Here is a 21,329-nt window from a genome sequence, read left to right as displayed (position 1 = left end):
GCCTGACCGACGGCCGCGCGTCAAGTCCCTTGGACGCACTCGGCTTCCGCGTCAGGCTCGGAATGTTCGAACCCCCGGGAGCCTGACCATGACCACATCCGCGCTCGTCGCCGACACCGCTGTCCCCTTCGCCGCTCGCGGCCCCCTCAGTGACGCCGTGTTGCGCGCTCTCACGGGCGCCGGCGGCGACGCGGAGCACTCCGCGCTCGCTCTCGGTGCGGTCGCCGAGAGCGTCGACGTCATCCGCGACGACGACATCCAGCTCGCGCTGTTCCTCCTCTACAGCTCGGCATACGGGTCGCTCCCCGGGCTGGACGCCGACCTCGAGTGGGATCCCCACCTCCTCACGACGCGCCGCATCCTCGAGGACGCGTTCGAGCGCGCCGTGCGGGAGAGCGTGCCGATGCCGGAGCTCCCCGAGCCGACCGTGGATGCCGTCGGCCGGGCGCTCTTCGCCCTCGCCGCTGCCGACACGGGTCCCAGCCTCTCGCGCTACTTCGCGAAGAAGGCGACCAGGGAGCAGGCCGAGGAGATGCTGATGCAGCGTTCGGTCTACACGCTCCGCGAGGCGGACCCGCACTCCTGGGCGATCCCGCGGCTGACCGGCCGGGCGAAGGCCGCTCTGGTCGAGATCCAGGCCGACGAGTACGGCGGCGGGCGTCCGCAGCGAGTGCACGCGGTGCTGTTCGCGAACGCGATGCGGGCGGCCGGACTCGATGCGACCTACGGCGCCTACATCGACGACGTGCCCGCCATCACGCTCGCGTCGTTCAACATGATGTCGATGTTCGGCCTCAACCGGCGACTGGTCGGCGCGATCGTCGGGCACCTCGCGGCGTTCGAGATGACGTCGTCGATCCCGTGCAAGCTGTACGCCGACGGGCTGCGCCGGCTGGGCTTCGACCAGGACGTCGTGGAGTACTTCGACGAGCACATCGAGGCGGATGCCGTGCACGAGCAGATCGCCGCACGTGACCTGGCGGGCGGTCTCGCCGAGGACCGGCCGGAGCTGCTCGCCGACATCATGTTCGGCGCGGCCGCGTGCCTGACGATCGACGGTTGGTCGGGCGCCCACATGCTGGACGCGTGGGCGGCAGGAGAGTCGTCTCTGCGCGGCTCGGTGCCGGCATGAGCACCGACCAGGAGCCGACCACGATCACCCCGTACCCGGACGGGCCGCTGCTGGTGCGGGGCGAGATCGAGCTGCGGACGCCGGAGGGCGAGGTCATCCGTCCGCACCGCCGCACCATGGCGCTCTGCCGGTGCGGACTCTCGGTCATCAAGCCCTTCTGCGACGGCACGCACAAGGCTGCAGGGTTTCGCACCGAAGATGAAGGATCCTCCGAAGGACCGTGAGCTCAGGCGGTGGCGAGGTGTCGTGAGACGCGGGGTCGTGGCGCGCGCCAGCGTCGGTGGGGGTCCCACCAGGCGGGTCCCCGAATCTCCGGGATACCGCCGTTCATCCTGATCTCCCACCCGGACCAGTCCAGCGACCGGTGATGCCACCAGCACAGCGGCACCCCGTTGTCGGTGTGCGTCGGCCCGCCGCGGGAGTGTTCGGTGACATGGTGGATCTCGCACCATGACGCGGGCACGTGGCAGCCGGGGATGAGGCATTCCCTGTCGCGGGCGACGATCGCCCTGCGTTGGTGCACGGTGAACACCCGATCGGTGACGTTGATCCCGATGATGCGGCCCTCGTCGAACAGCACCCGCTGGATCGCGCCGGTGCAGGCGGTGTGCGCTGCGACATGCAATGGGATCGGCGCCTCGGACCCGGCCATCGTCGCCCACCCGCGCCCTGCGGCGAGGTCTTTCGCATCGACGTGCACGACCAGGGTCGGGGACGCGCCACCCAGGGTGGGCATTTCCTCGTGCCGGGCGGCGATACCGAGGGCGGCGGCAAGGGCATCGTGCCGTTTCTGGCCGGCACTGCGCCGATCGAACGGCTCGTCATCCTCACCGGTGCCGGCGCCGGTATCGTCGGCGCCGTCGCGCTCGTCGTCACCGTCGTCGAACTGCACCCCAGGCTTCGGGGGCCCGTCGGTCTTCGGATTGCACTGCGCGTCGAACACCGCCTGCATCTGCGCCGCGACATCCGGGAGCAGATTCCCGCGGATCGCGTGGAGGCCGTTGCGGAGACGACCGATGGTGAAGAACCGCTGGTTCTGCGCACCCCGATCCGAAGGCTCGGGTCCGTCGGGATCCATCGCCGCCGCGATCATGTGCGCGTATCCACGCAGGTCCTCCGGCGTCGCCGGTGGGCCGAGAGGCTCGTCCACGCTCTCAGCCGTCTGGGGTTCGGCCGCTTCGGGTTCGGCTGGAGCGTCCGCATCACCCGGGGTGTCGAAGAAGGTCCGCTGCCCGCGGGCGCAGGCCGCCAACAGAGCATCCGCTTCCAGGACCGTCTCCCGCCCGACCTTGTGCGCCGCCTTGTCGATCGGACCCACCGCCGCGAGCATCCCGGCCACACCGATCACCCCGTCGAGCATCGCCTCTCGCAACGCCGGAAACCTCGCCTCGAGCCGCTCCCCCGAACTGACACTGATCTGCCGACGCACCGCATCCGCGGCCTTCCCGACCCGCGTCGCGCCCGCCACATCCGTCCGCAGCACCCGCTGCAGCAACTCGTTCTGGCCGCGGCATCCGAACGAGTGCGAGAAGTCCGGGTGCGCGGACGCGGTCGTCTCCACGACCACCGCCTCGATCCTCCGGAATGCGTCCCCCGCGACCCGCAGCACATGCATCCGCTCCGCGTCGGGCAACCCCGCCAGCACATCCGCGGACAGCACCAGGTCGAGGTCGGCGACGACCCGATCCAGGAGTTCCTCGGTGCTGTTCATACCCCCAGTCAACCCGGGACCACCGACATTCAGACCTCGAAAATGACCTGATCAGACCCGCATATCGATATGCCGGAATCCGCTGGCGCCCGCGAACCCGAGAACGATTCGGGGCATCACGCCGCTCCCCGACGGCACGCACCACGCCACACCGTTCCCGCATCGCCGACCCGGCGAACCTTGCAGGATATTTCTGCTCTAGCTATCGTTAGAGAAATTCTTTCGAAGGAGCTGCGATGACGCCCGCCCGATTCCCGCTGGACCCCACCTTCCCCGCGCCGACCGGTCAGGAGGACGCCGTCGTCCTCTGGTGGCTCGGACAGGCCGGGTTCGCGATCCGCGCGGGAGACGAACTCCTGTTCATCGATCCGTATCTGAGCGACGTGCTCGCCGACAAGTACCGCGGCCGGATCTTCCCGCACAGCCGGATGCATCCGAGCCCCGTGAACCCCTCCGATGTCACGGGCCTCTCGCTGGTCCTCTGCACGCACGGGCACACCGATCACATGGATCTCGGCTCCATCCCCTACCTCCAGAGCGCGAGCGACCCGCTCTTCGTGGTGCCGCGCTCCGAAGCGGTGAAGGGCGTCGCGCGTGGCATCCCCGCCTCACGGCTGCTCGGCCTGGATGCCGGTGAGACCTTCCGCAGCCGCGGCGGCATCTCGGTGACCGCCGTGCCCGCCGCGCACGAGGAGCTCACGACCGACGACCATGCGCAGAACCTCTTCCTCGGATACGTCATCGAGGTGGGATCCCGGCGGATCTACCACTCCGGGGACTGCGCGCCGTACCCCGGCCAGGCCGACCTCGTCCGCGCCCTGAACGTCGACATCGCGCTCCTGCCCGTGAACGGCCGCGACACGCATCGTCGCGACCACGGCGTGCCCGGGAACTTCACGCTGGAAGAGGCGGTGGCGCTCTGCCGCGATGCGGACATCCCCGCCCTCGTCTGCCACCACTGGGGCCTCTTCGAGTTCAACTCCGCCGATCCCGCCGATCTCGAGCAGCGGCTGTCCGACGTCGACGACATCGCCTGGCGCATTCCCGAGCTCGGAGTGCCGTTCTCTCTCACGGAGGCCTCGGCATGAACTCGACGTTCTGGTTCTTCGGGGTTTCGACGGCCGAGTCCGCGATGCAGCGGATCTATCCGCTGTGGATGACCGAGCTCGGCATCGGCTCCCGCCTCGTCGGCGTCGACTTCCCGCTCGACGCCCCCGCGGCGGAGTATCGCGCCGCGGTCGAGCGCGTGATCGCCACGCCCGGCTCGATCGGCGGCCTGATCACGACGCACAAGCTCAACGTGCTCGCTGCGGCCGGCGATCTGTTCGCGGATCTCGACGACTCGGCCCGCCTGCTGCACGAGGTGAGCTGCCTGGCGATGCGCGACGGCGCGCTGCACGGTGCAGCTCTCGACGACCGCACCAGCCGCCTCGCCCTCGAGGCCCTCATCCCCGACGGCCACTGGGACCGCGGCGGAGAGCTCCTGCTCCTCGGAGCAGGGGGCGCGTCGATCGCGACGACGCTGGGGCTGCATCGGGCGGCCGCGGAGGGTCGGCCGGTCCCCACACGCATCCATGTCACCGCGCGCTCGGCGCAGCGGCTCGACGAGATGCGCGCCCTGCACGAGCGCATCGGCTTCACGATCCCCGTCACCACCCACGTCACCGCCGATGCACACGAGGCCGATGCCGTCGTCGCCGCCCTGCCGCCGGCATCCGTCCTCGTCAATGCGACGGGTATGGGAAAGGATCGTCCGGGGTCTCCCCTCACCGACGACGTGGTGTACCCGACCGGGTCCATCGTCTGGGATATGAACTACCGCGGCCCGCGGCACTTCCTCGTCCAGGCCGAGGCCCGTCGTCAGGAGCGCGATCTCGCCGTCGAGGACGGGTGGGACTACTTCGTCTACTCCTGGACCTCGGTCGTCGCGGCAGTGCACGGTATCGACATCCCCGCCCGCGGCGAGCTCTTCGACCGCCTCTCGCGCATCGCCCGCTCCACGATGGCATGAGAGGAGGGGCGGCGGGATTCCCGCCGCCCCTCCTCCGGGCATCCGCCCGGTCGCGGGCGTCTACACGCCGCCGTCGTAGCGGGAGCTGCTGTCGTAGTAGCCGCTCGGGAAGTAGAGGCTCGGGATGTCGAACTCGGCGTACATGTCGATGATCTTGCGGTTGTCGTCGATGCCGAGGATCGGCTCGATGCCCCACGCCAGCATGCGCCCGATCTCGATCCTCTTGTAGTCCACCGCGACGGTGGCGTCGTCGTCCTCCCGCGGCGGCCGGCACACCAGCAGGTCGAAGCGGAGCCCCTGCGCGGCGAGCCACTCGCGCGTCACGATCGCGACCTCGTCGACGCGTGCGGTGAGGATGATGATCGTGACGTCGTCGCGCATGCACGACAGCAGGGCACGTCCTGTCTCGATCACGGCATCCGCGTGGACGTCGCGGTAGAACGCCTCCCAGTCGGGCGTCTCGCGGTGCAGGAAGTGCTGGCGGTGCATCGCGTCCGCGAGCACGCCGTCGAGATCGAACACGACCGCCGGGCCGGGGCGCACCGCCGTGGCGGCGTGCCAGTGCGCATGCGGGAGGGTCGCGGCGGTCATGCGAGCGCCTCACGTGCGACGGCGGCGATGCCCGGGGCATCCAGCCGGTAGTGCGCGTAGAGATGCGTCGGCGGAGCGATGAGACTGTACTCGTCGCGGATGCCGTGGCGCACGAGCCGGGCACCGGAGGGCACCTCCGCCATGACCTCGGCGACGGCTGCACCCAGGCCCCCGAGGATGTTGTGCTCCTCCACCGTCAGGACGACGGCGCTGCGTGCGGCTGCGGAGCGGACGAGACCCTCGTCGAGCGGCTTGATCGTCGGCATGTCGATGACCCCCACCGAGAGGCCCTCGGCGCGGAGAGCGTCGGCCGCGGCGAGCGCCGGGTGCACCTGCGTGCCGCAGGCGATGATCGTCAGGTCGGTCCCGGTCGCGTGCTCGATGCCCTTGCCGAACTCGAAGACGACGTCATCGCCGTACACCTGCGGATCGCGGCCGCGGCTGGTGCGGAAGTAGATCGGCTCGGGCCAGTCCGCCGACGCCCTGATCGCCGCGCGAAGCTGGGGTCCGTCGGCGGGAGAGACGATCGTGAGCCCGGCGATGGCGCGCAGCGCGGAGATGTCCTCGGTCGCGTGATGGCTGGTTCCGTAGAAGCCGAGCGCGATGCCGGTGTGATGCCCGATGAGCCGGACGGGGAGCTTCGTGTAGGCGACGTCCATGCGGATCTGCTCGCAGCACAGCAGCGCGAGGAACGACGCGAAGGTCGCCACGAACGGAACGGCACCGGTCGTGGCGAGTCCCGCCGCGGCCGACACCATGTTCTGCTCGGAGATCCCGAACTGCACGAAGCGATCCGGATGCCGCTGCGCGAACTTCACGAGCCCGTTCGAGTACTGCAGGTCGGCGGTACCCGCGACGACGGGCACTCCCGCCTCGACGAGGTCGAGCAGACCGTCCGACAGGTGGTCGAGGCCGGGGTTCTGCGCGTTGATGCTCCGGTACTGCCAGGAGCCGTCGGCCAGCTGCGGGGCGCTCATGCGCGGCCTCCTTCGAGGATCTCGGCGACGGCTCTCTCGGCGTCGGCGGGCATGAGGTACCCGAGGTGCCATCCGGGCTCCTCCTCCATGTACGACACTCCCTTTCCCTTCTTCGTCTGCGCGATGACGCAGCTGGGCGCTGTGCCGTCGGGGCGCTCCGCCAGCGCGAGCAGCAGATCACGGACGGCGACCGGGTCATGCCCGTCGACCTCGTGCACGTTCCAGCCGAACGCGCGCCACTTGTCGGCGAGCGGTTCGATCCCGATCACGTCGTCGACGCTGCCGTCGAGCTGGAAGCCGTTGCGATCGACGATGGCGACGAGCTTTCCGAGTCGGTGATGGGCGGCGCCGAGTGCAGCTTCCCAGACCTGCCCCTCCTGCATCTCGCCGTCGCCGAGCATGACGAAGACGCTGAAGTCGCGCCCCGCCATCCGGCCGCCGAGCGCCATGCCGAGCCCGTTCGACAGCGCGTGGCCGATCGACCCCGAGCTGAAGTCGATGCCGGGGACCTTGGTCATGTCCGGGTGGTCGCCCAGCGGGCTGCCGAGGCGCGTGTAGCCGTCGAGGACCTCGGTCGGGAAGTATCCGAGATCGGCGAGGATCGGGAAGAGCCCGACCGCGGCATGCCCCTTCCCCATCAGGAACCGGTCGCGGTCCGCCCATGCGGGACGGGCGGCATCCGTGCGCATCACCCCGTAGTACAGGGCGGCGAAGATCTCGGCGGCGGAGAAGACCGAGCTGTAGTGGCCGACCTTCGCGATCTCGATGAGGCGGATCGTCTCGGTGCGCACGAAGGCGGCTCGATCGGCCAGGAGAGCGGCGACGGCGGTGGGTCGGTCGGGTGTCAGCGTCGTCGATGAGGGCACGTGAGACATGCTCATTGAAATTTCCCCCGGTGTCAAGCTACGGTCGAATAAATTTCGATACGTCAGGAGACGACATGTCCAGCACGCCCCTCACCGAACCGCTCGCCGTGATCACAGGAGGAGGAACCGGCATCGGCCGGGCGGTCGCCGACCTGTTGCGGGAGCGCGGCTGGCGCATCGTGGCGCTGGGCCTGGACGCCGACGCCGACCTCCCGGAAGACATCTCGTTCCGCCGTTGCGACGTGAGCGACAGCGAGGCTCTCGAGATGTCGCTCGCCGACCTCGGTCCAGTCAGCGCGCTTGTGACCTGCGCGGCCGTACTGCGCGACGACGAGTGGCAGCCCGAGCAGTTCGACGCGGTGCTCGGCGTCAACGTGACCGGCGTGCTCGCCGTCGCCGAGCTGCTCCGCTCGCGCCTCGCCGACGCCGGCGGATCGATCGTGAACTTCGCGTCGATGTGGAGCTACTTCGGCTCCGCGAACTCGCCCGCCTACGCCGCCTCGAAGGGCGCCGTCGTCTCGCTCACCCGGTCACAGGCGGTCGCCTACGCCCCCGAGGGCATCCGCGTGAACGCGGTGGCCCCTGGATGGATCGCCACGCCGATGTCGCGACGCGCGCGCGACGACGCCGAGCGCTTCGAGCGGATCAGCGCGCGCATCCCTCTCGCACGCTGGGGCGAGGCCGACGACGTGGCGCGCGCGATCGGATTCCTCGTCTCCCCCGACGCCGGTTACATCACCGGCACGATCCTCAATGTCGACGGCGGCTACTCGATCGGCTGAAACACCACCAGCGTGCGGGCGCCGACCCCGGCCTCGAGGTCGGCGATCCCGTCGTTGATCTGCTCGAGCGGGATGCGGCGTCCGGCGAGAGCGTCGAGTTCGAGCCGCCCGGCGAGGTACTCCTCGACGAGCCGCGGCAGATCCTTCTGCGGCTCGAGAGACCCCGCGCGCACGCCCTGGACGCCCTTGCCCGCGTGCAGATGTCCGGCCGGGAACGCGATCTCTGCCTCGTCGCCGAACACGCCGACCGCCCAGACCGACCCGCCACGGGCCGTCGCATCGAGGGCGATTCCGATCAGGCCGGGAACACCGACGGCCTCGAACACGTGATCGGCCCCGCCGTCGGTCAACGCGCGGACCGCGGCCGCGGCATCCGCCACCTCCGAGGTGTTGATCCCGTGGGTCGCACCGAAACGCTCCTGGGCGAGGCGCAGGCGCTCGTCGCTGCGATCGATCGCGATCACCGTCGCCGCCCCGGCGAGCGCCGCGCCCTGGCAGACGTTGAGCCCGACGCCACCGGCGCCGATCACGACCACATGGTCGCCTTCCGCGACGCGCGCGACCTTCCGCGCCGACCCGACCCCCGTCGCGACCGCGCACCCGAGCATCGCCGCGAGGTCGAGCGGCATGCGCCGATCGATCACCGTCACGGCGTTCCGGTGCAGGACCATCTCCTCGGCGAACCCGGCGATGTTCGTCCACTGCTGCACCTCGGCTCCGCGCTGCGACAGCCGCGGCTCCGCACCCGGAGCCCGCATCGTCGCCTCCCGGTCCTGGCACATGGCCGGCCTCCCAGCCCGGCACATGCGGCACGCGCCGCAGAACACGACGAAGCACGCGATGACGTGATCTCCGACAGCCACGTCCTCCACGGCAGACCCCACTTCGCTGACGATGCCGGAGGCCTCGTGGCCGAGCACGATCGGCATAGGCCGCGCGACGCGGCCGTCGATCACGTGGAGGTCGGAGTGACAGAGCCCGACGGCGGCCGTCGCCACGCGCACCTCGTTCGGCTCGAGCACGGCGGGCGTCTCGACATCCTCGATCCGCAGCGGCTCATGGGGACTGAACAGGACGGCGGCACGCATGGATGCTCCATTCGGTAAATATTTCTCTGATTCACTTGCGTTCAGAATAAACTTCGGTCACTCTAGTCACGGGCACGACGCCCGGTCAACACACGACGAAGTGGAATCGGTTCGAGGATGAACAAGACACACGTGATGGCGCTCGACGCCGGCACCGGAAGCGTTCGCGCGATTCTCTTCAGAGAAGACGGGTCGATCGAGCACATCGCGCAGGAGGAGTTCGAGCAGCACTACCCGGCGCCCGGCTGGGCGGAGCACGACGCCGAGGTGATCTGGGAGTCCCAGCTCCGCGTCGCGCACCAGGTGCTGTCGGACTCCGGGGTCTCGGCCGAGGCCGTCGCGGCGATCGGCATCACCAACCAGCGCGAGACCTGCGTCATCTGGGACCGCGTGACGGGGGTGCCCGTCCACAACGCCCTCGTGTGGCAGGACGGCCGCACCGCCGAGTTCTGCGACGTGCTGCGCGCCGACGGCCACGCCGAGTACATCCGCGAATCGACCGGACTGCCGATCGACACCTACTTCTCAGGCACGAAGATCCGCTGGCTCCTGGAGAACGTGCCCGGCGTGCGCGCACGGGCCGAGGCCGGGGATCTGCTGTGCGGAACCATCGACTCCTGGCTCATCTGGAAGCTGACCGACGGCGCCGCGCACGTGACCGACTACTCCAACGCCTCCCGCACGATGTGCTTCAACATCCGGGAGCTCACGTGGGACCAGAAGATCCTCGACATCCTGGACATCCCGCGCGGCATCCTTCCCGACGTGCGCCCTTCGAGCGAGGTGTACGGCACGACGGGCACCGCGGCCGGCTTCGGCGCGGCCATCCCGGTCGCCTCGGCCACGGGCGACCAGCAGGGCGCACTCTTCGGACAGGCCTGCTTCACGCCGGGCGCCGTCAAGGCCACGTACGGCACGGGCGGCTCGGTCATGATGAACACCGGCACGACGCCGGTCCACTCCGAGGCCGGCCTGATCACGACGATCGCCTGGGGCCTCGACGGCCGCGTCGAGTACGCCCTGGAAGGCGTCTTCTTCGGGGTCGGGGTCACGATCAAGTGGCTGCGCGATGAAATGCGCATCATCGACGACGTCGAGGAGACCGCGGCGATCGCGGCATCCGTCCCCGACACCGGCGGGGTCTATCTCGTGCCCGCGTTCACGGGACTCGCATCGCCCTACTGGGACCAGTATGCGCGTGCGGCCGTGTTCGGCATCACCCCCGGGACCGGTCGCGCCCACCTGGTGCGCGCCGCCCTGGAATCGATGAGCTACTCCTACCGCGACGTCATCGACGCCATGACCGCGGAGTCGGGCACGCCCCTCCCTGAGCTGCGTGTCGACGGCGGCGCCGTCGCCAACGACTTCCACCTGCAGTTCCAGGCCGACCAGCTCGGCGTGCCGGTGCGCCGTCCGCGAGTGACCGAGTCGACCGCTCGGGGGGCGGCGTTCCTCGCGGGGCTCGCCGTCGGCTTCTGGGCCTCGCAGGACGAGCTGCGCGCGTCGATCGAGATCGAGCGCACCTTCGAGCCGCAGATGGATGCCGGTACGCGCGAGCGCCTCTACGCCGGGTGGACGAAGGCCGTTTCGCGGTCGCTCGACTGGGTGGACCACTGAGCACCCCGCCCTCGAGCGGATGCCGCGATGCGGCGTGCAGCGTCAGTCGCCGCCGCTCCCCCGTGTCGGCTTGATCGCCGACAGGTAGCTCTCCTGCAGGTAGTCGGCGGTCTCCTCGAAGAACCGCGTCGCGTACGTGGCGTAGAGCACGTCGATCGCCAGCAGCTGCCCCCACTTCGCGGTGACCGACTCGCCGTAGACGTCGGAGCTCGCGACCGTGCCGGCGGTGAGGAGCACGTCGTCGACCACCGACGCCAGCGCCGAGTCCACGTTCGAGGTGACCCCGAGCACGTAGGCGCCGTGGAACTTCGCGATCTGAGCCGACGAGACGACGGAGGTCGAGTCGCCGGAGTCGCTGATCGCGATCAGGACATCTCCATCGCGGAGCGTCGCGCTCCCCATGGTCTGCACGCTCTGATCGCGGAAGAAGTGGCAGCGCTTGCCGGCGCGCACGAAGCGCATCATCGCGCTCTCGGCGGCCGTCGCCGACGATCCCATCGCGGCGAAGTAGACCGCCGACGCGTCGTGGATGCGATCGACAGCGGCACTCATGACCGCGGGGTCGAGCCGCTCCGTCGTGCGCGTCAGGGATTCGAAGCTGCCGTGCAGCACCTTCTCGACGATCTGCTCGCTGCTGTCGCCCTTGAGGACCCCCTCGTACACCCAGTTGGTGCGCTGCTCGGTCGAGACGGGGCGCGAGTAGATCGCCTGCGCGATGCCCAGCCGCAGCTGGTTGTACCCGTCGAGCTGCAGCTCGCGGAGGAAGCGCGACACGGTGGAGTCCGCGACGCCCGCACGCCCGGCGAGCTCGGTGATCGACAGGGCCTGCGCCTCTTCGGGATCCGCGAGGATCACGTCGGCGACGCCGCGCAGGGCCGGGCTCATCGCTCCGGCTCGACGGGAGATCTGGTGGAGGAGGTTCCCTCCCGTGTCCTGGTCAGTCACGTGTGGAGTCTAGACGGTCGTCCGGCTGTTGCCATGGCAGCGCTCCGGGGCTCCGGGCGTCAGCTCTGCCAACGAGGGTTGTCCTGCAGGGTGGGCACGCCGTCGCGTTCGACGACGATCTTGCGGAAGCCCTTCGTCTCGATCGTCCCGTAGTCGTGCCCGGCATCCCCGGGGAAAGCGAAGAAGGTGATCAGGGGCTCGGTGGCCGAGGTGTTGATGCTGCGATGCGCGTAGCGGCCGGGCACATACACCGAACGTCCGGCGCGGAACTCCTCGACCTGCACATCCCCCTCGGGACTCTCCATCAGCATGAGCCCTTCGCCGGAGAGGCACAGGTAGATCTCTGCGGCCTCCAGACGGGTGTGGAAGTGCCCCTTGGTCATGAAGTACTCGTCGCCGACGCGGCCGGGGTAGGTCACGCTCGTCCCGTAGGCGATCTCGGTCTCGAGCGACGGCACCCCCATGTCATAGAACTCGTAGCTCAGCACGTCCTCGACCGCGACGGCCACGGCGAAAGCCTCCGCGTCCGCGTACATGCCGGCCATCGCCGAGAGAGGGCGACGCAGCGACGCCGTTCCGGCGGCGAGGCCGGTCGACAGGTCGAACTGCGTCGCGACGGAACGGGTGGTGGGAGTGAGGGATGCGATGCTCATGTCTGTCCTTGTCTGTCGGGGAAGGTGATCAGCGACTTCATGCCGACGCCGGAGCGGGAGTGCTCCATCGCCGCCTCGATGTCGTCGAGCGCGAACCGCGCGGTGATGATGGGGCTGAGGTCCACGTCGCTCTCCGCGATGATGTCGATGACGTCGCCGTAGTCGGTGACGCTCGACCCGGTCGTGCCGGTGAGCGTCTGCTCCTGGTAGTGGAGCGCGTTCACGTCGATCGCGGGCCTGGCCTGATCGCCGAGCCCGGAGAAGACGTTGATGCGTCCCAGGCGTCCGGCGAGGTCCGTGGTCGAGGCGATGACGTCGGGTTTGGAGACGCAGGTGATGACGACATCGACGCCGGCGCCGCCGGTCAGAGCCATGACCTCTTCATGCAGGTCCTGCTCGGTCACGTTGATGAGGTGGTCGGCGCCCAGCCGCCCGGCGATGTCCAATCGCGGCTGTCGCGTGTTGGCCACGATCACCTGGCGGGCGCCCGCGCGCTTCGCGAGCACGGTGTGGAAGCAGCCGATGGGACCTGCGCCGATGATCAGCACCGAGTCGTCCGGAGAGACCTCGACCTTGCGCTGACCGTGCAGGCAGCACGACATCGGCTCCATGATCGCGGCGATCTCGTCGCCGACCGCGTCGGGCACATGGAACAGATTGCCGCGCTCGATCGCCACCGCCGGCACGAGCATGTACTCCTCGAATCCGCCGTTCAGCGTGATGCCGAAGGCGTCGTACGTCGGGCACAGCTGGTTCAGCCCGCGGCGGCACATCGCGCACTCTCCGCAGCCGACGTTCGGCGCGACGCTCACCCGGTCTCCCACGGCGAAGCCGTGGACATCCGCACCCGCCTCGACGATCCGGCCGTTGAGCTCGTGCCCGAGCACGCGGCGCGTGCCCTCGGGGATGCGGAAGTGCCCGTGCTTCATGATGCGCAGGTCGGTGCCGCAGATGCTGGCCGCCCGCACCTCGACGAGCACGTCGCCGGGGCCCACCTGGGGCACCGGGATGTCCGTGACCTCGATGCGCCCCGGCCCCAGGAACACCGCGGCCTTCATCGCCGGGCCAATCGCGCCGAGAGCGATTCCCTCAGGGCGGCATCCGCCTCGGCGACGGCCTCATCGGAGATCGCGAAGATCGTCTTGTTCGACCATCCCCCGCGGTCGGCGAGCCTGGCGAAGACCTCCTGCGCGTCGTCGATGCCCTCGATATGGCTCACGAGCCCGTCGACGACAAGCGACCGTCCGAGACAGGCCACCACCATCTCCCAGTCGTTGGTCACCCGGGGGGTGATGACGGCGTTCCACGTTCCGCGCAGGACGAGCTCCCGCCGCAGCACGCGGGAGACGAGCTCCTTCGGCAGCGCGACGTCGTCGGCGAGGTCTCCGAGCAGGACGACCTGTCCGCGGTGCGCCGCCGAACGGATGGCCTGGAGGAACGTCACGGAGAGTCCGGATGCCTCCACGGCGATGTCGACGCCACGGCCGGCGGTCGCCGCGGCCGCGAGCTCGTCGGACGGTGCCGTCGACGCATCCAGCGTCTCGAAGCCGAGGCTCTCGGCGATCTCCCGCTTTCGCTCATCCACGTCGGCGACCAGCACGCGCACGACGCCGAGGATCCGCAGCCACTGCGCGGCGAGGATGCCGATGGGACCTGCGCCGATGACGAGCGCGGTCGCGTTCGGGGGGATCACGGCCTTGCGGACCGCATGCAGGGCCACACCCGCCGGCTCCACCATCGCGCCGGCGATCAGGGACGTGCCCGGTCGCAGCGGGATGAGGTTGCGTTCCGGCACCCGCAGGTACTCCTCGAGTCCGCCGTCACGACGGGAGCCGAAGTAGTCGTAGCGATCGGCGAGCGCGTACTCGCCGATCTCGCTCATCGGATCGAAGGGCTCGGGGATGCACGGGAAGATCGCCACGCGATCGCCGGCCTTCAGCTCCCCCGACGGGGAGTCCTCGACGAGGGTGCCCGACATCTCGTGACCGAGCACCCTCGGGAAGCCGTACCCCTTCCCGATGCCGAAGCGGAGGACGTCGGATCCGCAGACCCCGACCGCCCCGATCCGCACGAGGACCGAGTCGACGCCGACGGGATCAGGCATCGGCACGTCGAGGACGGCGATGTCGCGGATGCCGCGCAGAACTGCAGCCTTCACGGTCGCTCAGACCTCCATGCCGTATCGCAGCACCTTGTGCGTCGGGTACAGCGAGAAGGTGGGGATGGTCACGTCCGGCGTGCGCGTCCCGATGTAGAGCGCGGCCTCAGCGACGTTTCCGACGTCGATGCAGCTGGCGGACAGGCCCTCTTCGATCTCCTTCTCATCGAGCCAACCGTCGGTGTAGGCGGGCAAGTCGCCGTCGTACAGGCCCTTGTCGATGATCTCGGTCATCGGCGTACGCACGTGCGAGGGGTTCAGGACCGTGACACCGATGTTCTTGTGCATGCCCTCGATCAGGATGTTCTTCGAGAAGCCGAGCATGCCGTGCTTCGAGGCGCGGTACGGGCTGTGCCCCGGCCCCGAGGCGACCTTGGTCGAGGAGGAGCCCATGTTGATGATGCGCCCGCCCGACTCCTGACCTTCCATGACGAGGAACGCCTCGCGGCAGCAGAGGAAGACGCCGGTGAGGTTCGGGCCGATCGTCTTGTTCCATTCCTCCAGGGTCACCTGGGTGACGGGAGGCGCCAGCGAATCGCGGCCGGCGCTGTTGATCACGAGGTCGATGCGGCCCCAGCGGGCCACGGTCTCGGCGAAGAACGCGCGCACCTCGTCCTCCTCCACGACGTTCCCGACGATGGAGAGCACCTCGCCGCCGCGTTCCGCGATGTCGGCCGCGACCTCTTCGAGGCGGGCCGCGTCGATGTCGATCAGGGCGACGCGGCATCCGTTGGCGGCGTAGATGCGGGCGACCGCTTCGCCGATCCCTGAGGCGGCGCCGGTGATGAGCGCCACCTTGTCGGCGAGCGCCGTGCCGGGCACGGGGAGGTAGTTGGGCACCATGCGGGTGCTCCTTTCTTGAGACTGGTCCGTGGGTTCTTGTCGCGAGCTCATGAGTCGAGTCCGAGCTGCTCGGGGGTCTTCGCGCCGACCATGAGCGCGACGGCATCCGCCATGTCGATCTGCGATGTCTCGACGAGCGCGATGCGCTTTCCGAGGCGTTGGATGTGGATGCGGTCGGCGACCTCGAAGATCTGCGGCATGTTGTGGCTGATCAGGATGACCGGGATGCCGCGCGCGTTGATGTCCTTGATGAGCTTGACCACACGGCCCGATTCCTTGACGCCGAGCGCGGCGGTGGGCTCATCGAGGATGACGACCTTCGAGCCGAAGGCCGCGGCACGGGCCACGGCGACGCCCTGACGCTGACCGCCGGAGAGGGTCTCGACCGACTGGCCGATGTTCTGGAGCGTCTGCAGCCCGAGCTGCGACATCACCTCGAGCGACTCCGCCCGCATCCGCTTCTTGTCGAGCATGCGGAACACGGAGCCGGCGATGCCGGGGCGGCGCAGCTCGCGGCCGAGGAAGATGTTGCTGGCGATGTCGAGCGCCGGCGAGACCGCGAGGCTCTGGAAGACGGTCTCGATACCGAGCCGACGGGCGTCGACCGGCGTCTTCAGCGCGGTCGGCTGTCCGCTGACGAGCAGTTCGCCCTCGTCGGGCTGCACGGCGCCCGAGAGGCACTGGATCAACGAGGACTTGCCGGCGCCGTTGTCGCCGATCACGGCCAGCACCTCCCCCTGGCGGATCTCGAAGTCCGTCTGGTCGAGGGCGACGACGCGTCCGTAGCGCTTCACGATGCCGCGCGCTTCGAGCACCAGGTCGGTGGAGCGCGGGGTCTGGGTTGCGGTGGTCATGGTCAACGTCCGATCTTGCGGAGGCGCTGGTCGACGGCGACCGCGCCGATGATGAGGAGGCCGATGGTGAACTCCTGCCAGAGACTGTCGAATCCGGCGAGCGAGAGACCGCTGGAGAAGACTCCGACGATGAGGGATCCGAGCAGCGTGCCCATGATCCGTCCCCGGCCGCCGAAGAGGCTCGTCCCGCCGATGACCACCGCGGTGATCGAGGCGAGGTTGTACGAGGCACCGGCGGTGGGTGAGATCGAGCCGATGCGCCCGATGAGCAGCCAGGCGGTGACGCCGATGATGAGGCCGGCCACCACGTACACCGACATCAGCACGCGGTTGACGCGGATGCCGCTGAGGCGCGCGGCCTCGAGGTTGTCGCCCACGGCGTAGATGTGCGTCCCCCACGCGGTGTTGCGCAGGATGTAGGCGAACAGGATGAACATGAGGATCGTGAGCACCTGACCGAAGGTGAACGTCGTGCCGAACACGCGGAAGCCGGTGCCGAGCCAGTTGAACAGCGGGGGCACGTCGGCGTACGGCACGCTCTCCCCGTCGGAGATGAAGATGTTCAGCGCGTAGAAGATGCTCAGGGTGCCGAGGGTCGCGATGAACGGCGGGATGTTGAGCTTCGTCACGATGAAACCGTTGATCGCCCCGCAGGCGATGCCGACGACGATGCCGAGCACGAGCGCGAGCTCGACAGGGAGTCCGACCGAGACCGCGAATCGGCCCATGGCGACCTGGGACAGCAGCATGACCGCCGCCACGGAGAGGTCGATGCCCGCGGTCAGGATGATCAGGGTCTGCGCGATACCGAGCATCGCGATCACCTGGACCTGCTGCAGGATCAACGAGAAGTTCTGAAGGGTGCCGAAGTTCGGCGACACGATCGAGAAGACGATCAGCGCGATGATCAGCACCGCGACGGGGCCGATCAGCGGTCGCGACAGCATCCGTCGTTCGATCCACTGCAGCGGGCTGAGACGGGCTCCCTGGTCGATCTCGACCAGACCCATCGAGAATCCGGCGGTGACGGTGCTCGGTCGCTCGTCGTCCGGGAGATCGGTGGCGCTTCGGTTCATGATGGGCTTTCCTACGTCGTTGTATGGAGGAGGAGGGTGAGGGCCGGTCGGCAAGAGCCGACCCTCACCCGGTAGGGATGCAGCAGGGGCGGCTCAGCCCCAGCACTGCTCCAGTCCGAACGTCGTGTCCTCGGATTCGACGCCGTCCTGCGGCTGGTCGGTCACGAGCGTGACTCCCGTGTTGGTGAAGTCGAGGCCGTCGCTGTTCTTCGGCTTGGTGCCGTCGGCGAGGTAGTCCTCGACGGCCTGGAGGGCCTGCTTCGCCATCTCGAGCGGGAACTGCATCGAGGTCGCGGCGATGATGCCCTTCTGCACGTTGGTCACGCCGGGGCAGCCGCCGTCGACGGAGACGATAGTGATCTGGTCCTCGAGCCCTGCGGCGACGACGGCCTGGTAGGCGCCGGCGGCCGTCGGCTCGTTGATCGTGTAGACGAGGTTGATGGTCGGGTCCTTCTGCAGGAGCTTCTCCATGCCGGTGCGTCCGCCCGCCTCGTTGGCGTCGGTCACCTCGTGCCCGATCAGGCGTGGATCGGTCTCGTCCCACATCTTCGACGGATCGCCGAGCTCGATGCCGAAGCCCTCGAGGAATCCCTGGTTACGGGCGACATCGACGGGGATCTGATCGGTGCTGAGGTCGAGCGTGGCGATCCGGGGCTCGGTGTCGCCGAGCGCGGCCTTGGCCCACTCGCCGATCATGACGCCCGCGAGATAGTTGTCGGTCGCGAAGGTTCCGTCGATGCCGGAGTCGGCGCCGAGCGGCGAGTCCATCGCGAACACGACGACGCCCGCTTCCTGCGCCTTCTTGATGGCCGGGATGATGCCATCCCCGGCCGGTGTCACGAGAATCGCCTTGGCGCCCTGCGCCGTGAAGTTCTCGATGGCCTTGATCTGCGAATCGACGTCGCTCTGCCCGTCGCCGCTGGCGACCTGCAGATTGAGTCCGAGGGCTTCTGCCTCGTCCTTGGCCCCTTCCGTCATCTTGACGTAGAAGGGGTTGTCCTGCGTCTTGATGACGAGCCCGACGAGGGGTTCGTCGGATCCTCCGGAGGCGGCGCAGCCGCTGAGGCCGACGAGCGACATCGCTCCGACCGCTGCCGCAGCGACGATGCTGCGAGTTCGTGCGTGCATGATTTCCTCTCGACACGAAAGTGAGAAATGATTACCGACATGGTGACTCTACCGGAAATTTCTGTTTTGTCGAGAGGTGCGCGGAAATTGCTTTTGAGAGGATGGCGCGGCCACGCGCGGTCGGCACCCCAGGCGGCAGCACAGAGCGGCCGATCCCTGTCATGCCGCGGATCTGCAAGATATTTCAGTGGGCGAAATCTATTGCATCGAGGTGCGGACTCTGTCACCATCAATCAGTCGTCCTCCGCAGTACCCATCCACACAGTTAGGGCAATCAATGAAGATCTCCCGCATCACCGCAGCTGCCGTCGTGGCCATCGCCGCCATCGCCGTCACCGGCTGCACCGCGCCATCCGATAAGACCTCGACAGCGACGGAGTCCGCAGGATTCCAGTGCGCCGAGGGCGAGACCTACGTGATGAACGTCATGGTCTCCTCCCACCAGTACTGGGTTCCCGTCTACCAGGGGTTCAAGCAGGCCGCCGAGGCGATGGGGTGCGAGACGGTGTTCTCCGGAACCCCCGACTACGACATCAGCAAGCAGGTCGCCTCCTTCGAGCAGGATCTGGTCGAGAAGCCGGCGGGCGTGCTGCTGCACCCCATGCAGGCGGACCCCTTCATCGAGCCGATCAACTCCGCGATCGATGAGGGCATCGAGGTGGTGACCTTCGCCGCCGACTCCCCCGATTCGAACCGCACCTCGTACGTCACCTCCGACAATCGGGCGGAAGCAGCATTCGCCGCCGAGGAGATCGTCAAGGTCGTCGGAGAGAGCGGCGAGTACGCCGTCCTCGAGAACCCCGGGCAGAGCAACCACGACCTGCGCGTGACGGCGTTCATCGAGTACATGGAGAACAACTACCCGGACATGAAGCTCGTCGGCCGCCAGGCGACGAACCAGGACAGCACCAAGGCCTACCAGGCCACCGGCTCGATCCTGCAGGCCAACCCCGAGCTCGACGCGATCTGGATCCCGGAAGCCGGGTCCGCCGAAGGCGCCGCCGCCGCCATCACCGAGGCGAACGCCGACGTGCTGATCCTGCACGCCGACATCACGCCCACCACCCTCGACCTCATCAAGGACGGAACGATCCACCTGTCGGTGAACCCGAACCAGGGCATCCAGGGCTTCATGGGGTTCATGACCCTCTTCATGGCGGCGCACCCCGACCTGATCGATCCGTTCAACGACTACAAGGAGTCCGGCTACAACCCGGCCCAGGTCCCGTTCGTCGACAACGGCTTCTCCGTCATCACCAAGGAGAACGCCGCGTCGTTCGACCTCGAGAAGTACATGGAAGGCCGCAGCACCGAGTAATCGGCGCTCGCCCCTCCCCCTTGTCCTCGAGCTCGATCAATGGAGACGACCTTGGAACACACGACAATCCTCGACATCAAGAACGTCAGCAAGTCGTTCGGTTCGATCCACGCACTGAGATCGGTCGACTTCACTCTCCGCAAGGGGGAGGTCCACGCCATCGCCGGCGAGAACGGCGCGGGCAAATCCACTCTGATGAACATCATCGACGGGATCGTGCGGCCCGACAGCGGCACGATCCTGCTCGACGGCGAGCCGGTGGAGATCTCCTCGCCGGCCGTCGCGCAGAAACTGGGCATCGGCTTCGTCCACCAGGAGATCGAGCTGTGCCCCGACGTGACGGTCGCCGAGAACATGTTCATGGCAGCCACCAACGCGAGCCGCTCCTGGCTGATGGACCCTGAGTCACTCGAGCGCAAGGCCGGCGAGATCCTCCGTCAGCTCGGCAACATCGATCCGCGAGCGCTGGTTCGAGACCTGTCGATCTCGAACCAGCAGCTCGTCGAGATCGCCAAGGCGCTCACGCTCGACTGCCGGGTGCTCATCCTCGACGAGCCCACGGCCGCGCTCACCGAGATCGAGGCGCAGACGCTGTTCCGCATCATGCGGGAGCTCTCCGCCCGCGGCATCTCGATCATCTACATCTCTCACCGCATGGTCGAGATCTTCGAGAACTGCGACCGGGTCTCGGTGTTCCGCGACGGTCAGCACATCATGACCAGCCGCGTGTCCGAGACGACTCCGAACGACCTGGTGCGCTCCATGGTGGGACGCACCCTCGACAACCAGTACCCGGAGAAGCAGCGAGAAGACGAGCGCTCCGACGAGGTCATCCTGTCCGTCCGGAACCTGACCGACGGCCCGCGGTACGCCGACATCTCGTTCGATGTGCGACGCGGCGAGATCCTCGGCCTCGGCGGCCTCATCGGCGCCGGCCGCAGCGAGATCGCGAAGGGCGTCTGCCGACTGGAAGGTGACGCGACGGGCGAGGTCGCCCTGAACGGCGAGCCTCTCCGCCTGAAGCATTATCAGGACTGCATCGCCCACGGCATCGTCTACCTGTCGGAGGACCGGAAAGCCGAAGGCGTGTTCCTCGACCTGTCGATCGCCGAGAACACGTCGGCGATGTCGCTGCGAGAGGTCTCGCGCTTCGGTCTGATCGGGAAGCGCCGTGAGGACCGCCTCGCCGCCCGCGTCGGCCGCGGACTGCGCCTCAAATACGGACAGCTCGACGACGCCGTCTCGACCCTGTCCGGCGGCAACCAGCAGAAGGTCGCCCTGGCGAAGCTGCTGGCCGTGAACCCGAAGGTCATCTTCCTCGACGAACCCACCCGCGGGGTCGACGTCGGCGCCAAGGCCGAGATACACGCGATCCTGCGCGATCTCGCACGGAAGGGGATCGGCATCGTGGTCATCTCCTCGGAGATGCCGGAACTGATCGGAGTCTCGGACCGGGTGATCGTCGTCCGAGAAGGCGAGATCAGCGGCGAGGTCACCGGCGACGACATGACGGAAGAGAACATCTTGAGCTTGGCCTCGATGGCCGAACGGAAGCAGGAGCTGGTGTGATGACGCAACA

General features: G+C 68.3%; 21 protein-coding genes. 8 read left to right on the top strand and 13 right to left on the bottom strand.

Translation table 11 applies throughout. From position 1 onward, the window contains the following. Positions 1–88 precede the first annotated feature (88 nt). A complete protein-coding gene (locus ABD648_RS16690; protein WP_282216087.1) occupies positions 89–1,132 on the top strand; it encodes an iron-containing redox enzyme family protein in 1,044 nt (347 codons plus the stop codon). Next, positions 1,129–1,356, top strand: coding sequence for a CDGSH iron-sulfur domain-containing protein (locus tag ABD648_RS16685; protein ID WP_282216086.1), 228 nt, complete (start codon positions 1,129–1,131; stop codon positions 1,354–1,356). Before ABD648_RS16690 ends, ABD648_RS16685 begins: the two co-directional genes overlap by 4 nt. Before the next feature lie 2 nt (positions 1,357–1,358). On the opposite strand, the gene ABD648_RS16680 is transcribed toward ABD648_RS16685, so the two are convergent. Continuing rightward, the gene (locus tag ABD648_RS16680) at positions 1,359–2,843 is read right to left on the bottom strand and encodes an HNH endonuclease signature motif containing protein (protein WP_282216085.1); all 1,485 of its coding nucleotides are present in this window, start codon (positions 2,841–2,843) and stop codon (positions 1,359–1,361) included. A gap of 236 nt (positions 2,844–3,079) precedes the next feature. Between ABD648_RS16680 and ABD648_RS16675 the strand changes: the two genes are divergently transcribed. Both ABD648_RS16675 and ABD648_RS16670 read left to right on the top strand, forming a co-directional pair. After that, positions 3,080–3,931, top strand: a complete 852-nt coding sequence (locus tag ABD648_RS16675; RefSeq protein WP_282216084.1) for an MBL fold metallo-hydrolase — start codon at positions 3,080–3,082, stop codon at positions 3,929–3,931. Beyond that, positions 3,928–4,854, top strand: coding sequence for a shikimate dehydrogenase (locus tag ABD648_RS16670; protein WP_282216083.1), 927 nt, complete (start codon positions 3,928–3,930; stop codon positions 4,852–4,854). The genes ABD648_RS16675 and ABD648_RS16670 overlap by 4 nt, the downstream gene beginning before the upstream one ends. Positions 4,855–4,914: 60 nt before the next feature. Here ABD648_RS16670 and ABD648_RS16665 read toward each other — a convergent pair whose 3' ends face one another. From ABD648_RS16665 to ABD648_RS16655, 3 genes are read right to left on the bottom strand one after another with little or no spacing between them, the layout of a single operon-like run. Beyond that, positions 4,915–5,445 (bottom strand): phosphatase domain-containing protein, encoded by a 531-nt coding sequence (locus tag ABD648_RS16665; protein ID WP_282216082.1) that lies wholly within the window; start codon positions 5,443–5,445, stop codon positions 4,915–4,917. Continuing rightward, a complete protein-coding gene (locus ABD648_RS16660) occupies positions 5,442–6,422 on the bottom strand; it encodes a transketolase family protein (RefSeq protein ID WP_282216081.1) in 981 nt (326 codons plus the stop codon). Before ABD648_RS16660 ends, ABD648_RS16665 begins: the two co-directional genes overlap by 4 nt. Beyond that, positions 6,419–7,303, bottom strand: coding sequence for a transketolase (locus tag ABD648_RS16655; protein WP_282216080.1), 885 nt, complete (start codon positions 7,301–7,303; stop codon positions 6,419–6,421). Before ABD648_RS16655 ends, ABD648_RS16660 begins: the two co-directional genes overlap by 4 nt. A 59-nt stretch (positions 7,304–7,362) precedes the next feature. Between ABD648_RS16655 and ABD648_RS16650 the strand changes: the two genes are divergently transcribed. Next, positions 7,363–8,070 (top strand): SDR family NAD(P)-dependent oxidoreductase, encoded by a 708-nt coding sequence (locus ABD648_RS16650; protein WP_282216079.1) that lies wholly within the window; start codon positions 7,363–7,365, stop codon positions 8,068–8,070. On the opposite strand, the gene ABD648_RS16645 is transcribed toward ABD648_RS16650, so the two are convergent. Continuing rightward, on the bottom strand, positions 8,055–9,158 hold the full coding sequence (locus tag ABD648_RS16645) for a zinc-binding dehydrogenase (RefSeq protein WP_282216078.1): 1,104 nt from the start codon (positions 9,156–9,158) through the stop codon (positions 8,055–8,057). The genes ABD648_RS16650 and ABD648_RS16645 overlap by 16 nt on opposite strands. Before the next feature lie 117 nt (positions 9,159–9,275). Between ABD648_RS16645 and glpK the strand changes: the two genes are divergently transcribed. Further along, positions 9,276–10,775, top strand: a complete 1,500-nt coding sequence (glpK, locus tag ABD648_RS16640; protein ID WP_282216077.1) for a glycerol kinase GlpK — start codon at positions 9,276–9,278, stop codon at positions 10,773–10,775. A 42-nt stretch (positions 10,776–10,817) separates the two neighbouring features. Here glpK and ABD648_RS16635 read toward each other — a convergent pair whose 3' ends face one another. From ABD648_RS16635 to ABD648_RS16600, 8 genes are all read right to left on the bottom strand, one after another. Further along, a complete protein-coding gene (locus tag ABD648_RS16635; RefSeq protein ID WP_282216076.1) occupies positions 10,818–11,720 on the bottom strand; it encodes a MurR/RpiR family transcriptional regulator in 903 nt (300 codons plus the stop codon). Between the two features lie 59 nt (positions 11,721–11,779). Then, positions 11,780–12,373, bottom strand: a complete 594-nt coding sequence (locus ABD648_RS16630; RefSeq protein WP_282216075.1) for a glucose-6-phosphate isomerase family protein — start codon at positions 12,371–12,373, stop codon at positions 11,780–11,782. After that, positions 12,370–13,431, bottom strand: a complete 1,062-nt coding sequence (locus tag ABD648_RS16625; protein WP_282216074.1) for a zinc-dependent dehydrogenase — start codon at positions 13,429–13,431, stop codon at positions 12,370–12,372. The genes ABD648_RS16630 and ABD648_RS16625 overlap by 4 nt, the downstream gene beginning before the upstream one ends. Further along, positions 13,428–14,531, bottom strand: coding sequence for a galactitol-1-phosphate 5-dehydrogenase (locus tag ABD648_RS16620; protein ID WP_282216073.1), 1,104 nt, complete (start codon positions 14,529–14,531; stop codon positions 13,428–13,430). Before ABD648_RS16620 ends, ABD648_RS16625 begins: the two co-directional genes overlap by 4 nt. Before the next feature lie 6 nt (positions 14,532–14,537). Next, a complete protein-coding gene (locus ABD648_RS16615; RefSeq protein WP_282216072.1) occupies positions 14,538–15,374 on the bottom strand; it encodes an SDR family NAD(P)-dependent oxidoreductase in 837 nt (278 codons plus the stop codon). A gap of 47 nt (positions 15,375–15,421) precedes the next feature. After that, a complete protein-coding gene (locus ABD648_RS16610; protein ID WP_282216071.1) occupies positions 15,422–16,228 on the bottom strand; it encodes an ATP-binding cassette domain-containing protein in 807 nt (268 codons plus the stop codon). A 2-nt stretch (positions 16,229–16,230) separates the two neighbouring features. Continuing rightward, positions 16,231–17,304, bottom strand: a complete 1,074-nt coding sequence (locus tag ABD648_RS16605; RefSeq protein ID WP_282216070.1) for an ABC transporter permease — start codon at positions 17,302–17,304, stop codon at positions 16,231–16,233. Between the two features lie 93 nt (positions 17,305–17,397). After that, positions 17,398–18,432 (bottom strand): substrate-binding domain-containing protein, encoded by a 1,035-nt coding sequence (locus ABD648_RS16600; protein ID WP_282216069.1) that lies wholly within the window; start codon positions 18,430–18,432, stop codon positions 17,398–17,400. Positions 18,433–18,709: 277 nt separating this feature from the next. Here ABD648_RS16600 and ABD648_RS16595 point away from each other — a divergent pair, with 277 nt between their 5' ends. Together ABD648_RS16595 and ABD648_RS16590 are read left to right on the top strand one after the other, a co-directional pair. Continuing rightward, complete coding sequence (locus ABD648_RS16595; RefSeq protein WP_282216068.1) at positions 18,710–19,750, top strand: substrate-binding domain-containing protein; 1,041 nt, start codon at positions 18,710–18,712, stop codon at positions 19,748–19,750. A gap of 51 nt (positions 19,751–19,801) precedes the next feature. Further along, complete coding sequence (locus tag ABD648_RS16590; RefSeq protein WP_282216067.1) at positions 19,802–21,319, top strand: sugar ABC transporter ATP-binding protein; 1,518 nt, start codon at positions 19,802–19,804, stop codon at positions 21,317–21,319. Positions 21,320–21,329: the final 10 nt, after the last annotated feature.

It is taken from the genome of Microbacterium luteolum (assembly GCF_039533965.1).
GTDB lineage: Bacteria > Actinomycetota > Actinomycetes > Actinomycetales > Microbacteriaceae > Microbacterium > Microbacterium luteolum.
Note: the sequence above shows the minus strand (reverse complement) of the source record. Positions and strands in the feature narration are given on the sequence as shown.